This window comes from Vibrio ulleungensis (genome assembly GCF_016900875.1).
GTDB lineage: Bacteria > Pseudomonadota > Gammaproteobacteria > Enterobacterales > Vibrionaceae > Vibrio > Vibrio ulleungensis.
In genome coordinates, this window is record NZ_JAFEUM010000007.1 from 226966 (window position 1) to 241459 (window position 14494).

The window sequence follows — 14494 nt, forward strand, 5'->3', positions numbered from 1 at the left end:
ACATAGAATTACGTTACTATTAGCGCCTCGGCGCCGACCTAACCTTTGGCGCCCCTTCCCTATTTTATTCAATCTAAGTATACGAGGAGGTGGGTATGCCAGAGCAACTCGAGTTTGACCAAGCTCACCAAACCCTACAAGACGTCAGTGAAGCGATCGACCAAGGCCGATTTGTTTTCGTTCGACGCCAACTTCAGGACATGGAGCCTGAAGATATTGCTCAGCTACTTGAAGCCTCCCCTCGAAAAAGTCGCGACGTTCTTTGGCAACTGACCGACCCGGAAGATTATGGCGACATCCTTGATGAGTTAAGTGAAGACGTTAAAGACGATGTTGTGGCCAAAATGGCACCAGAAACGCTCGCTGAGGCGACTGAGGGCATGGATACTGATGACATCGCCTACGTACTCAGAAGTTTGCCTGACGACGTTTCTAGAGGCGTACTGGCCCAAATGGACACGGCTGACCGTCTTCGTGTTGAAACGGCGCTCTCCTACCCGGAAGATACCGCCGGTGGCTTAATGAATACCGACGTCACCACCATTCGTGGCGACGTGGAAGTCGATGTAATTTTGCGATACTTACGCATTAAGGCAGAGCTTCCAGAAGCGACCGATACACTATACGTTGTCGATCAAGAGAACCGATTGATCGGTAATCTTTCTCTCACCACGTTGGTTACCTCTCAGCCCGATAAGCAAGTCATCGATATTATGGACGACGCGGATGAAGCCATCACAGTTGATACCAAAGACTCTGATGTTGCGTCGCTGTTTGAGCGCCGTAACTGGGTTTCAGCTCCGGTCATTGATGATAATCAGACGTTGGTTGGCCGTATCACCATCGATGACGTGGTGGATGTTATCCGTGAAGATGCCGAGCACTCAATGATGAGTATGGCGGGTATGGATGACGACGAAGATACGTTTGCACCTGTAATAAAATCGGCACGACGCCGAAGTGTTTGGTTAGGGGTTAATGTGTTAGCTGCGTTGACTGCCGCATCTGTATCAAACATGTTTGAGTCAACACTCGAACAAATGGCCGCCATCGCAATATTAATGACTATCGTACCTTCTATGGGTGGCGTTGCAGGCAACCAGACTGTTGCATTGGTGATCCGTGGTTTAGCTCTGGGTCATATTGGTGACAGTAACCAGAAAGAATTACTGCGCAAAGAAGCCGCTATCGGATTTCTAAATGGTATTTTGTGGGCCATCATATTAGGTGGCATCGTTATGTTATGGAAAGAAGACATCGTTCTCGGCCTAATCATGTCTGGTGCAATGCTGACTAACCTATTTGTTGCCGGTATTGCGGGAGTTTCAATCCCCATAATTTTGAAAAAAATGGACATCGACCCAGCACTTGCCGGTGGTATGGCACTGACGACCATAACCGATGTGATTGGATTACTGGTCTTCCTCGGACTTGCCACGGTGTTTCTGGTTTAGAGCCACAAAAAAGGGAGCACACAGTGCTCCCTTTTCAGTTCACTATATCGAGTTATTCACCAGCAATTTTCATCGACTCTAGCAGTACCGAGCCCATCTGAATTTGAGAGCGAGTTTCCACGTCGTTACCCACCGCGACAATGTTTTGGTACATCTGCTTTAGATTACCCGCAATGGTAATTTCAGAAATAGGATATTGGATCACGCCGTTTTCTACCCAAAAACCGGCTGCGCCGCGAGAGTAATCGCCAGTGACCGTGTTTACACCCTGCCCCATAAGCTCAGTAACCAAAACACCCGTACCAAGGGCCTTAAGCATTTCTTCAAAGCTCTGCCCTGTAGAGCCAACATACCAGTTATGAATACCACCAGCATGACCTGTTGGCGTCATATCCAGCTTTCTTGCCGCGTACGAAGTGAGCAAGTACGTTGAAAGCACGCCATCGGTGACTATTTGACGATCTTGAGTGATCACACCTTCGTTATCAAAGGGGGACGACGCTAATCCACGAAGCACGTGAGGCTTTTCTTCAATGTTAAACCAGCTAGGAAGGATTTGCTTACCAAGATGGTCTAGTAAAAAACTCGACTTACGGTACAACGAGCTGCCGCTGATAGCGCCAACAAGATGACCCATTAAGCCCGTTGCTACATCCGCTGCAAACATTACAGGGTATTCACCAGTCGCAATCTTGCGAGCATCTAAGCGGCTGACTGTTTTGCGACCGGCTTCTTCACCAACACGCTCAGGTGACCAAAGGTCGTCAATGTGGCGCGCCATGGTGTAACTATAATCGCGTTCCATTTCTCCATTTTCTCCAACCCCAATGACAACGGCGCTGATGCTATGGCGAGAAGAAGGATAGCTGGCGATAAGCCCATGAGTGTTTCCGTAAACGCGAACACCGTAATGGCTGTCGTAACTGGCACCATCACTTTGTTGAATTTTGTCAGAGTAGTTTAATGCGGCTTCTTCTGCTTTAATTGCAATCGCTGCAGCCACATCTGGGTTTGGCTCATCTGGATGAAAAAGATCGAGATCTTTAATCTCTTTAACCATTAGCTCGGCGGGTGCAGGTCCAGCACAAGGATCTTCTGAGGTGTACTGGGCAATATCTAATGCCGCTTCTACCGTTTTTGCGATCGCTTGCTCGCTGAGGTCTGATGTAGACGCGCTACCCTTACGCTGTCCGCGATATACGGTAATGCCAAGCGCGCCATCGGTGTTAAGTTCAACATTTTCAATTTCACCTAAGCGGGTTGAAACGCTTAACCCTGTGGACTTGTTGACCGCGACTTCCGCGGCATCAGCCTTTACTTTAGCGAGTGTAAGCGCTCTTTCTACCGCAGCTTCAAGTTCGGCTCGTTGCTGTGCGACGTGCTGTTTTGCATCCATAGTTGCTGATTTCCCAACTCTACCGCCAGTGATCTACATGACTGGCAAAAAAAATGTTGCGCTTAGAATAGCAAGCTTTTTCCCTACACCCTAGATTTGTTGTTAAAATAGAAACAGACAGCGAAATAAATCACAGAGTACAGATAAAGTTATGGCACGAAAAAACCAGAAAGCTCCTTGGGAAGAAGAGGAAGAGATCATTTGGGTAAGCAAAACCGAATTGAAGCGCGATATGGAAGAGTTGCAAAAGCTAGGTGAAGAGCTGGTCGGTTTAAAGCCGAGCGTACTAGAGAAGTTTCCTATCCCTGAAGATCTTGCTCACGCTATTTCTGATGCTCAACGCTTTAAAAACGAAGCGAGACGTCGCCAGTTGCAATACATTGGCAAAGTGATGCGCAACATCGATATTGAACCGCTACAGGCCGCATTAGATAAATACCGCAACAAGCACTCTCAAGCGTCAGCGGAATTGCATAAACTCGAGCAGCTTCGAGACAGCGTAGTAGAACAAGGTGATGTTGCAATCAATCAAGTCCTAGACTTGTACCCAAGCGCCGATCGTCAACAGCTAAGACAATTGGCACGTCAGGCCAATAAAGAGAAAAAGCAGAGTAAGCCACCGCGCGCGTACCGAGAAATATTCCAAATCCTCAAAGCGCTTCATGAAGGCAGCTAAGTAAACAGCTTAAGAAAAAAGCTAAGCAGTAACAGAAATCAAGGGGAGTCAGTCATTGTAGACTGACTCCTTATTTTTTAGTCGGTACCACCAACTGTCAAACTGTCTAATTTAAGAGTTGGTTGCCCAACGCCTACAGGAACACTTTGACCAGCTTTACCACACACGCCCACACCACGATCGAGCTCTAAGTCGTTGCCGACCATAGACACTTGCTGCATCGCTTCAATACCTGAGCCAATCAAAGTTGCTCCTTTGACTGGTGCGGTAATCTTACCATCTTCAATGAGGTACGCTTCTGATGCAGAAAACACAAACTTTCCAGAAGTAATGTCCACTTGGCCACCAGCAAAATTTGGTGCGTATATACCTTTCTTAACCGACGCAATAATCTCTTCTGATGAGTGTTCTCCCGCCAGCATATAGGTGTTGGTCATTCGAGGCATTGGTAGATGCGCGTATGATTCACGACGCCCGTTGCCAGTAGGCGCTACACCCATTAAGCGAGCATTAAGCTTGTCTTGCATATAGCCTTTAAGCACACCGTTTTCTATTAAAGTGTTGTATTTCCCTTGAACACCTTCATCATCAATATTGAGTGAGCCACGACGGTCCGCCATGGTACCATCATCGACAATGGTGCAGTGTTTTGAGGTCACTTGTTCGCCAACTTTTCCTGAGAATACCGACGAGCCTTTACGGTTAAAGTCACCTTCAAGTCCATGTCCTACCGCTTCGTGCAACAGAACACCTGGCCAACCCGCGCCCAAAACCACAGGCATACTTCCTGCTGGTGCGGCAATAGCTTCTAGGTTTACCAATGCCATACGAATGGCTTCATCGGCGAATTGAGTCGCGACGGTGCCGTTGCCTGCACTCTCTATAAAGTACTCGTAGCCATAACGGCCACCACCACCAGAATTTCCACGCTCGCGGCGCTCACCTTTTTGTGCCAACACACTGATAGACAATCTAACCAGTGGTCGAATGTCTGCAGCATAAGTGCCGTCTGTAGCAGCGACCAGTACTTGTTCGTACACAGCACTTAAGCTGATATTGACTTCTTGCACCAAAGGTTCTTTGGTACGGATGTAGGCATCTAGCTCTTTCAGTAGGCTGATTTTACGAACTTTGTCCAAGCTATCAAAAGGGTTGTCACTCCCATAAGCGGCACCGCTAATGGCTGGTGTTAAGGTCTTAACTCGGCCGTTCTGGCCTTGTTTCGCAATGCCACGCGCAGCAATCGCATTTTGCTTCAACCCATCAACATCAAATTGATCAGAGTAGGCAAATCCGGTTTTCTCACCCGTCACCGCCCGCACACCAACACCACGATCAATATTGAATGAGCCTTCTTTAACTATGCTGTCTTCCAAGACTAACGATTCGTGCCAGCTGCTCTGAAAGTACAAATCGGCATAATCAATATCGCGCTCAGCAATAATGGATAGCGTATTTTCCAGTGCTTGACGATCCAACCCTGTTGGGGCCAATAGTTCTTTTTCTACTTGATCTAAACTCATAATGAGTAACTACTCTTTCAAATTAGTATGAAAACGGGTGTGGTCGAGAAGTGGCATAGCCTGACGAACCTCATCCGTTTTTTGATGGTCTATTGATACCACAAAATGACCTGCAGTATCAGTCAATCTTTCGGCAATTGTGCCCCATGGGTCAATGACCATGGAGTGTCCATAGGTATTTCTGCTGTCACTGTGTGTACCACACTGTGCACTTGCTATGATCCAAGACTGGGTTTCTATAGCTCGAGATTGTAGCAAAGTCTCCCAATGAGCCTTACCGGTGACTTGAGTAAACGCTGCTGCTACGACAATTACATTTGCGCCACTCTCGCGAAGCGATTGGTATAGCGCAGGAAAACGAACGTCATAACATATCGTTATCCCAAGTCGCCCAGCAGGAGTTTTACAAGTCACAACCTCATGGCCCGCTTGATAGGTATCAGATTCTCGGTAACGCTGATGTGCATCCCCAACATCAACATCGAATAGGTGCAGTTTTTTATAGTGTGACGCCAATTCTCCGCTAGGGTTAAACAACAAACTGGTTGTGGAGAGTTTACTTGAGCTCTGCTTAATGGGAAAACTACCAATATGAAGCCAGAGCTTATAGCGTTTGGCTAATTCGGAGAGTCTATTTTGGATAGGTCCACGGTTTAGCTCTTCGGCTGCTTCTTGATAGGCGGTGGTATTTGCGAAAAGCAGCATGTTCTCAGGGGTAAATACCATCGAAACTCTTTGCTCTGAGAGTTCGACAAGTTGCTGCTCAAGAAACTGCAAGTTTAAGTGTAAATCGTCCGTTGAATTCGCTTGTATGACGCCTACGCGCGTTGAGAGCGTGTGCTCAAATATGGATGACTCCACTGCATTCGAATCCATGACTGCGCTCCTTGCGTTACTTGAACACCACTATTTTGACTGTTTACGATACTCTTCTGGAATTTCAAAATCACCTTTTTGTCGAGATTGTTCTTTGATTTGAGGGTCGTTCATCGGACCTTCAATACCGTAGGTCACCTGCGTGATAACCTCGACAACAGGTGCAATAACAGTCGTAACCGCTAACACGTATAGAGCGGTTTGCGGTGTAATCGCAAACGCTGTTAATGCTGGGATCCCAGAGGTTAAATCTGGCTTAAACGTCGCTTGTGCATCGATGATCTCCGTATTCAGGTTAACCAACCCACGAATCGACATGTCGCCCGAAATGGCATCCATTTTCAAATCATTGGTTAAGAAAATACCATTTTCGATTTTGCCTGTCCCTTTGATTGAATCAAAGGCTAAACCTTCATCAAACACATCAGAAAAGTCCAACTGCAAGCGACGAACCAATGAATCAAAGCTAAATAGCCCAAGGAATTTTGCGGCGCCGCCTACTCCTGAGATCACACCACGCCCCATTTCAGACTCAACCTTGCCATTAAGTGTGTCGATTTTCATTCCCCAAGGAGAGCCATCCCAACTCAGTTCTGATTTCATATTGAACGGCGCTCGTTGAATTCCGTTTCTAAACCCGAAGCGAGCCATAATGTCTGAGTTGTTTTCGCTGTCTAGTAACAAGTTAAATGCTGAATGGCTAGTCGCGCCATCTAACGTCCAGGTACCATCAACATTCAATTGCGAGTCCCCACTCACTACGTCTATGCGCTTCCAGTTAAGAGTGTTATCACTCTTAACGACTTCGACGTCGACCTCTCCCACTTTGTAACCTTGCACCCAAAAGTCATCGATACGTATGGTGGTATCTGGTGCTTGTGCAAAAAAGGCACGATCAAAGTCTGAAATTAGTGGCTTGTCCTTATCTAGTTTTGGTACTTCTGGGGTTTTGTCTTCATCAAGTTCAAACTCTGGGAAGTAGATATTCAAACGCTCTAAGTAAACATCCAGTTTGTTGCTGTCTAACCACTCAAGCTTTCCTGTAGATTGCGCGCTTTCAAGCTCGGCGCTCCAGCGATCTGTGCGCTTACGGGCCAAAAACTCGACGTCATTCCACTCAAGTTCACCCGCTTGCAAATTAGGTGTGGAGAGCTGAACTCTAAGTGGTTTAGGGACTTCGGGTGTTTTCATTTCACTTAAAATAGAGACATCGCCAGAAGCTTGGGGCTGGCTAATTACATCTAACCACGCATCGAGATCAAACGCGGGCATTCGCACTGCAGCATGGTGCCCAACAATAGGGCTCACTTTGAAGCCACCATTGCCTAACACCCAGTTCGTAGCTTCTAATACGGGTATCTCTCCCGTTATATCAATCTCGGTTTGAAACTTAAAATCAGGTAACTGTAAACGAGCTGATATCGATTGCTGATCACCGGACGCCTGCATACTGGCTTTGCCTTTTTCCCCAAAGCTATGCGCAAGAGGGGCAGGATATTCGCTCGCGAGAAAAGTAAGATCCGCATTAGTGTCTATCTGATAGGTGAAACCAACATCATTAATCTGAAGATCCACCCCCATGTTCCATGGAACATGTCCTTTTAAGGGCTTGATCCAGGTTTGACCAATATAATCCCCCAAGGGATCCGCATCCCAATCACCGATGACATCGATGTTCACCGCATAACCACGCGGCTGCTGCTCACCGGCAAAATCGAGTGAAATCGGCTGGCCAAGTAATTCAGCAATCAACCCTGTCGATGACACCACGTCGTTATCAAACTTGATGGTACCAATCGCATTTTTGAGGTGCATTTCTGGGGTATTAATAACGATGTCATTGCCCAAAAGCTTTGCATAACCCCAGGCTCGAGACTCTTTATTGGTACCAAAGGGGATGTCTAACTGGAATTGAGCATTAACGCGACTATCGATATCAATAGTGGTTAACGTTGCCCCAACCGAGTCGACCAATGGCGTTGCCAACATGTAGTCACGCACTTTGCGGCCATTAGCCGTCGCCGCTGCCAATATTTCAATATGGCCGTCAGAGCTCAACTCAGGGATCTTGCCCTGAATTAGCGTGGCGTCCACATCCATCAAATCGGCTTGTCGAGAGTCGAGGTACATGGCATCATTTTCAAACAGCAAATCCAGTTGCAGCTGTGTGATAGCAGGCCAATCCGTACTGAAACTAAATTGCGCTTGTTGCAAAGGAACCCATGCTTGAAAGACCCCGTCATTTTGGGCATACGGGAAATCACTTAGCTGACCATACCAAAGTAGTTTTGAGGTTTTAACCTTCCCACCTTGAATAGCAGCAGAAAGGTAATCGGTCAGGCTGCGACCTAACGCGAGCGTGGGTAAGTAGCGCCAGGTTTCTCCTGCGTTTTGCAGGTCAGCTTCGCCATAGAATGACAAGAAAGCGGGTTTATCTGTAGGAAAGTCTAAGCGAAATGCACCCAACACCTGCAGCTCAGGCGTCGCCGCAGTTACTTTTTCCGACCATAAGCGCCAACCGTGTTGATCTTGCTGCCACACGACATCGGCAAAGCCGTGACGAATGTTTAATGGCGCTTGAAAGACGTCCCCATAAGGTAAAACATCGTCAATAAATGTGAGTTTAGCTCTAGCGAAATCAGCCGTACCTGCAAGTTCTGCGGAGAGGCTAGAAAACCCAGGTAGCAACTCCCACTGATTCATTGAGGCGTTCTTTAAGGAAGCCGAGTAACGAAGCGAGTCAATCCCATCAGACATTGATACTCGAATATCCTCAACCTCCCCTTTAGGGGCGAGTGCATTAAGCGTTGCTTGTAACTCTTCACTTTGCGGAATTAATTTAACCAATGGCGTCAGTGATTCTAGAGAAACCGACGAAAGGTTTAGGGTAAAGAGCTCTGGCTGCCAATTAAATGCCGCATCTAATCCTGACCATTCCACACTATTGGTACGAGCAACAAAATCACTGGCGGACACTTTAAGACCTTGAGTTAAAGGCTCGAGTTTCAATGTGCCTGTTTCGATGACTAGGCTGTTTTCTTGTAGCGCTGTCGACCAGCTCAGTTCGGAAGGCTGCATATCGATGTAGGCATCGACTGGCTGATTGTTTTCAAGCCTCAACCAACCATTTGCAGAAACGACGGCCTCTTCGACCTCAATATTCTCAGCTACATAGGGCGCTATAAAATGGTCTAGCTGCAAAGAATGTAACGACAGATAGAAATCGCCCGTCATATCACGAAGACCATGCTGACTTTCAAAATCAGCCAATATCTCTACGCTGCGTGCGTCAACTTCCGAGGTACTCAAAATACCTTGAACTTGGTGTCTGTCGCCTGTATTTCGCCACTTTACCTGTTCAATTTGAACTTGCTGATCGCTGCCATCAATACCTGAGAAATAAACAACGGAATCGGTTAGTGAAAACTCGTGCAGGCGACGGAAAAATAGCGACTCCAGCCCATCGACACCGGGCTGTGATTCTGCTTCCTCGGTGCTTGCTTCGTCGACTTGTCCAAGGTTTCGAATATCGAACTCTACATCCGCTATGGTGAGTTCGGACAGCTGAGGTTGAAAGGTAAGAATCGATTTTACAATGTCCAGCCGAATAACGACTTGCCCTATATAGAAGTCGTCAACTTGTTGATCTTGCTGTACAGAGATATCTTCTAACGATAGCGATGGAAAGGTGTTTTTCCAATAACCACTCACTCGCCCAATATCGACGTTCATCCCCGAGTAGTCCGAGATAAACGCTTCAATTTCAGGTTGGAATTGGTCTATTTTTGGTAATGCGATGCGTAAAGACGTTACCGCCACAGCCAGTGTGACGGTAAAAAAGACAACGATCCATAATATAAAACGCCCAAAGCGCACCGCAAAAGGGGTCACTCAACCACTCCTAGAACCAATTACATCATCACAACATCAAACTGCTCTTGCACATACAGTGGTTCGCAGTTGATAGTCACTTGCTTTCCGATAAAGACTTCTAATTCTGCCAATGCATGAGATTCTTCACCCAGTAGAGTATCGGCCACTCTAGGTGCTGCGTAGACCACAAATTTGTCCGCATCATACGCCCTGTTAACTCGGGTGATTTCGCGCAATATTTCGTAGCAAACGGTCTCGACCGTTTTCACCGAGCCACGACCTTCACAAGTTGGACAACCAGAGCACAGCACATGTTCAATACTTTCTCGTGTGCGCTTGCGAGTCATCTCAACCAAGCCGAGCTGAGTAAAGCCATTAATATTAGTCTTCACGCGATCGCGATCGAGCGCGACTTCTAAAGAGCGAAGTACTCGGTCTCGATGCTCATCGTGCAACATGTCGATAAAATCAATGATGATAATGCCACCAAGATTTCGCAAACGTAATTGACGCGCAATGGCTTCAGTTGCTTCTAGGTTAGTATTAAAAATAGTTTCTTCTAAGTTTCGTCGGCCAACAAAGGCACCTGTATTGATATCGATGGTGGTCATTGCTTCAGTCTGATCAATAATCAGATACCCACCAGACTTCAACTCGACTTTACGCTCTAGGGAACGCTGTATTTCGTTCTCTGTGTCGTACATATCAAATATAGGTTTGTGACCTTCATATAACTCTAGCTTGTCCGTAAGTTCTGGAACAAACTCGGCCACAAACTCTTGCAACGTGTCATATACAATGCGTGAATCGACGGTAACTTGAGAAATTTCAGTGCCGACAAAATCGCGCAAAATTCGCTGCGCCAAACCAAGCTCTCCATAAAGCATAGATTTGGTTTTGTAGCGGCTACGTCGCTCGATCACTTTTTGCCATAATCGCTTCAAAAAAGCCGCGTCTTGAGATAGCTCATGATCGTCTGCGCCTTCTGCCGCCGTTCGAATAATGAATCCACCTAACTCATCGCAAAAAGGACTCACTAGTTGTTTTAAGCGGTTGCGCTCGTCTTCGCTTTCAATACGTTGTGACACGCCCACATGGCTTGCACCAGGCATAAATACTAGATAGCGAGATGGCAAAGTGATGTCGGTCGTCAATCGAGCGCCTTTAGTGCCTAAAGGATCCTTAACCACCTGCACCACGATATCCTGACCTTGGCGAACCAGTTCAGAGATATCTCTTACCTGAAACTGCTGCTTTTCGTTTTCAGCAACACATTCTGTATGGGGAACAATATCTGAGGCGTGCAAGAAAGCCGCTTTATCTAGCCCAATATCGACAAAAGCAGCCTGCATGCCCGGTAAAACCCGGCTCACTTTGCCTTTGTAAATATTGCCAACAATCCCTCGTTTAGCTTCACGTTCAATGTGAACCTCTTGCAGCATGCCACCTTCGATCATCGCTACACGCGTTTCACTTGGGGTAATGTTTAAGAGTAATTCTGCACTCATTGGCGCACCTCGTTAAATGTCTGTAAAATTCTGCAAGAGTTGTTCGGTTTCAAAAAGAGGCAGCCCCACCACCGCGTGGTAGCTCCCTTCAATTTTTTTGACAAACTTACCGCCAACCCCTTGTATAGCATAACTACCAGCTTTGTCTTTAGGCTCACCCGTTTGCCAGTAATGCTCAATATCTTGACCCGTCAGTTCTGTAAACCAGACAGACGTTACGACGAGTTCTGTGTGACTTGTGGCAATAACGCCCTGCTTTACAGCTACGGCACTGATCGCCGTCATGACTTGATGTTTCTGGTTTGACAGTCGCGTTAGCATCGCTCGACTATGGTCCAGATCTTGGGGTTTTTCAAAGACGATTCCGTCTAACACCACCACCGTATCTGAGCCTAAGAACACCTGATGTTCACAAGCTAACGACTCTTCGGCATGTCGTTGTATCGAAATGTCTGCAGCAGCCAGTGCTTTTTGATACGCCAGTCTGCGTACGTAACTTTCTGGACTCTCGTTGGGTTGTTGCTGCTCTTCGATGTCGGGCACCAGAATATCAAAGCTATACCCCAATTGAGTGAGCAGCTCTTGACGTCTAGGCGATCCAGAAGCGAGCACCAGTTCCATGGTTGTTACCTTATATCAATGCAGAGTTAGCGTACATGCCACATTCGACGCACTCGGCGCAGAAGTAAAAATACCCATGGCCACAATATACCATTGACTAGGCCTGCCCACAGCGAGATTGGATTGAAATACACGTCTTTAATGAGAAACTCACCAAAAAACTCCAGCACAAAGCCTAGAATAGTCAAAATACCCACTAATACGGCTTGCTGCCACAGGGCCATATTTCTGAGTACCAGAAAGTTCATTGCGACCACATAAATCACAATGGACATAACCATTCCGTGAATGCCCAAGGTTGAGCCTAAAAGTAGATCCCAAAGTAGACCCAGTACAAAAGCGGTACCAACATTCACTCGGTGCGGCAGCGCCATTACCCAATAGATTGCCACTAAAATGATCCAAGAAGGTCGAAGCAAATCGAGTGTTCCTGGCCACGGTATGATCTGCAACGTCAATGCAACTAGGAATGTGCACCAGATAACCCAACGGCCGCGGCTAAGGCTACTCGCCATCGTTCACCTCATTCTCTTCCGTAGTCGGTTGCTGTTCTTCAACGGCACCTTCTTGCTCTAGTGCAGTTACTTGTTGCGCGGTTTCTTGGGTCAGTTCCTGCTGCTCATTGTCCAATTGCAGCTCAGCTTTAATCGCTTCTGTTGGCCAAATGAGGAGTAAGTAACGAAGACGGTCAAAATCTACTGTTGGCTCTGCGGAAATCAACGCAAACTCTTTATGGGAGTCGTTAATGACTTCTGAAATGTACGCAACTGGATACCCTTCGGGGTAAACACCGCCCAATCCCGAGCTCACTAGCAAATCGCCTTGGATAATATCGGTGTTACTTGGAATATGCTGCAGTTGAATACTTTTTGCTTCTCCAGATCCAGAGGCAATAACCCGAATGTCATTACGGATCACTTGAACTGGGATCGCTGCATTTGGATCGGTGATCAGTAGCACTCGGCTGTTGTGAGCAGACACTGTCACCACTTGGCCAACGATGCCTTTCTCGTTAATCACCGGCTGCCCAACGTATACGCCGTCAACTCGCCCTTTATCAATCACAACTTGGTCTTGATAAGTGGATGAATCAACCGCCATCACTTCGGTCACAACCTTGCGCTCATCACGAACAAACGGAGAACCAAGCAGCTTACGTAGCCGCTCATTTTCCTCTTTGTACTGATCCAGCAGCGCATTATCACTTTCGAGTAGGAGTAACTTACTGCGAAGCGCTTTGTTTGTATTGAGAAGGGATTGCTTGGCACTGAAACGCTCGTAAACCCCATCAAACATGGTTCTTGGCATATTAGCCAAATATTGAATAGGGGCCACACTGCTGTTGAGTAAATAACGTACAGAAGCAAAAGCGTCTAAACGACTATCAGCCAACATTAAGCTGGCTGATAGGAGTAACGCTGTAAAGAGGCGAAATTGTAGAGAAGGGCCTCTACCAAATATCGGATTCATGGTGGGGTTCTATCGCTAAGACTTAGTCTTCGCTAAATAGATCGCCACCGTGCATGTCGATCATTTCAAGCGCTTTACCGCCGCCTCTTGCTACACAGGTAAGCGGCTCTTCCGCCACAACAACAGGAATGCCTGTCTCTTCAGTAAGTAAACGGTCAAGATCACGAAGCAGTGCACCACCGCCTGTTAGTACCATACCGTTTTCTGAAATGTCTGACGCAAGCTCTGGAGGACATTGCTCAAGTGCAACCATCACTGCCGAGACAATACCAGTAAGCGGCTCTTGCAGTGCTTCTAGAATTTCGTTGGAGTTTAGGCTGAAACTGCGAGGCACACCTTCTGCTAGGTTGCGACCACGTACTTCAATTTCTTGAACTTCATCGCCAGGGTAAGCAGAACCGATCACGTGTTTGATTTTTTCTGCCGTGGCTTCACCAATTAAGCTGCCGTAATTACGACGAACATAGTTGATGATGGCTTCATCAAAGCGGTCACCACCAATACGTACTGACGATGAGTAAACCACACCATTAAGTGAGATAACGGCAACTTCTGTTGTACCGCCACCAATATCAACCACCATTGAACCGGTAGGCTCAGAAACTCGCAGACCAGCACCAATCGCCGCAGCCATTGGCTCATCAATGAGATACACTTCGCGCGCACCTGCACCGTGTGCAGACTCACGAATTGCACGACGCTCAACCTGAGTAGAGCCACAAGGGACACACACCAGAACGCGAGGGCTTGGTTTTAATATGCTGTTGTCGTGCACTTGCTTGATAAAGTGTTGCAACATTTTTTCTGTCACGTAGAAATCGGCAATAACGCCATCTTTCATCGGACGAATTGCGGAAATATTACCAGGTGTACGACCTAGCATTTGCTTAGCATCATGACCAACGGCAGCCACACTTTTGGCTGATCCAACTCGATCTTGACGAATAGCGACAACTGACGGCTCATCCAGGACAATACCCTGGCCCTTAACATAAATAAGGGTGTTGGCGGTCCCTAAATCGATCGACAGATCGTTAGAGAACATACCACGGATCTTTTTAAACATAATTCTTAGCTCTTTTGGCTAGTATGGCGAC

General features: G+C 47.0%; 11 protein-coding genes. 2 read left to right on the top strand and 9 right to left on the bottom strand.

The annotated features are described in order from the left end of the window. The first annotated feature begins 95 nt into the window (after positions 1-95). Positions 96-1454 (top strand): magnesium transporter, encoded by a 1359-nt coding sequence (gene mgtE, locus JQC93_RS16580; protein WP_205159496.1) that lies wholly within the window; start codon positions 96-98, stop codon positions 1452-1454. A gap of 52 nt (positions 1455-1506) precedes the next feature. Here the strand turns inward: mgtE and pmbA are convergent, their stop codons facing one another. Beyond that, the gene (pmbA, locus tag JQC93_RS16585) at positions 1507-2850 is read right to left on the bottom strand and encodes a metalloprotease PmbA (RefSeq protein ID WP_205159497.1); all 1344 of its coding nucleotides are present in this window, start codon (positions 2848-2850) and stop codon (positions 1507-1509) included. A gap of 151 nt (positions 2851-3001) precedes the next feature. Between pmbA and yjgA the strand changes: the two genes are divergently transcribed. Continuing rightward, on the top strand, positions 3002-3526 hold the full coding sequence (gene yjgA, locus JQC93_RS16590; protein ID WP_084883759.1) for a ribosome biogenesis factor YjgA: 525 nt from the start codon (positions 3002-3004) through the stop codon (positions 3524-3526). Positions 3527-3603: 77 nt separating this feature from the next. Here the strand turns inward: yjgA and tldD are convergent, their stop codons facing one another. From tldD to JQC93_RS16630, 8 genes are read right to left on the bottom strand one after another with little or no spacing between them, the layout of a single operon-like run. Next, entirely contained in the window at positions 3604-5049 is a 1446-nt protein-coding gene (tldD, locus tag JQC93_RS16595; protein WP_205159498.1) for a metalloprotease TldD, read from the bottom strand. Positions 5050-5058: 9 nt separating this feature from the next. After that, positions 5059-5925 carry a carbon-nitrogen hydrolase family protein gene (locus JQC93_RS16600; RefSeq protein ID WP_205159499.1) on the bottom strand — a complete coding sequence of 289 codons (867 nt, stop codon included), beginning with the start codon at positions 5923-5925 and terminating at the stop codon, positions 5059-5061. Positions 5926-5955: 30 nt separating this feature from the next. Beyond that, a complete protein-coding gene (locus tag JQC93_RS16605) occupies positions 5956-9816 on the bottom strand; it encodes a YhdP family protein (protein WP_205159500.1) in 3861 nt (1286 codons plus the stop codon). 20 nt (positions 9817-9836) lie between these two features. After that, entirely contained in the window at positions 9837-11306 is a 1470-nt protein-coding gene (gene rng / locus JQC93_RS16610; RefSeq protein WP_205159501.1) for a ribonuclease G, read from the bottom strand. Between the two features lie 12 nt (positions 11307-11318). Next, on the bottom strand, positions 11319-11927 hold the full coding sequence (locus tag JQC93_RS16615) for a Maf family protein (protein WP_205159502.1): 609 nt from the start codon (positions 11925-11927) through the stop codon (positions 11319-11321). Positions 11928-11953: 26 nt separating this feature from the next. Continuing rightward, entirely contained in the window at positions 11954-12442 is a 489-nt protein-coding gene (mreD, locus tag JQC93_RS16620) for a rod shape-determining protein MreD (RefSeq protein ID WP_205159503.1), read from the bottom strand. After that, positions 12432-13397 carry a rod shape-determining protein MreC gene (mreC, locus tag JQC93_RS16625; RefSeq protein WP_205159504.1) on the bottom strand — a complete coding sequence of 322 codons (966 nt, stop codon included), beginning with the start codon at positions 13395-13397 and terminating at the stop codon, positions 12432-12434. The genes mreD and mreC overlap by 11 nt, the downstream gene beginning before the upstream one ends. 22 nt (positions 13398-13419) lie before the next feature. Next, a complete protein-coding gene (locus JQC93_RS16630) occupies positions 13420-14463 on the bottom strand; it encodes a rod shape-determining protein (RefSeq protein WP_084883749.1) in 1044 nt (347 codons plus the stop codon). Positions 14464-14494: the final 31 nt, after the last annotated feature.

Bases quoted from the DNA above. Each gene is read 5' to 3' on its own strand.
- mgtE (WP_205159496.1), top strand. From the start codon at position 96: ATGCCAGAGCAACTCGAGTTTGACCAAGCTCACCAAACCCTACAAGAC.
- pmbA (WP_205159497.1), bottom strand. From the start codon at position 2,850: ATGGATGCAAAACAGCACGTCGCACAGCAACGAGCCGAACTTGAAGCT.
- yjgA (WP_084883759.1), top strand. From the start codon at position 3,002: ATGGCACGAAAAAACCAGAAAGCTCCTTGGGAAGAAGAGGAAGAGATC.
- tldD (WP_205159498.1), bottom strand. From the start codon at position 5,049: ATGAGTTTAGATCAAGTAGAAAAAGAACTATTGGCCCCAACAGGGTTG.
- JQC93_RS16600 (WP_205159499.1), bottom strand. From the start codon at position 5,925: ATGGATTCGAATGCAGTGGAGTCATCCATATTTGAGCACACGCTCTCA.
- rng (WP_205159501.1), bottom strand. From the start codon at position 11,306: ATGAGTGCAGAATTACTCTTAAACATTACCCCAAGTGAAACGCGTGTA.
- JQC93_RS16615 (WP_205159502.1), bottom strand. From the start codon at position 11,927: ATGGAACTGGTGCTCGCTTCTGGATCGCCTAGACGTCAAGAGCTGCTC.
- mreD (WP_205159503.1), bottom strand. From the start codon at position 12,442: ATGGCGAGTAGCCTTAGCCGCGGCCGTTGGGTTATCTGGTGCACATTC.
- mreC (WP_205159504.1), bottom strand. From the start codon at position 13,397: ATGAATCCGATATTTGGTAGAGGCCCTTCTCTACAATTTCGCCTCTTT.
- JQC93_RS16630 (WP_084883749.1), bottom strand. From the start codon at position 14,463: ATGTTTAAAAAGATCCGTGGTATGTTCTCTAACGATCTGTCGATCGAT.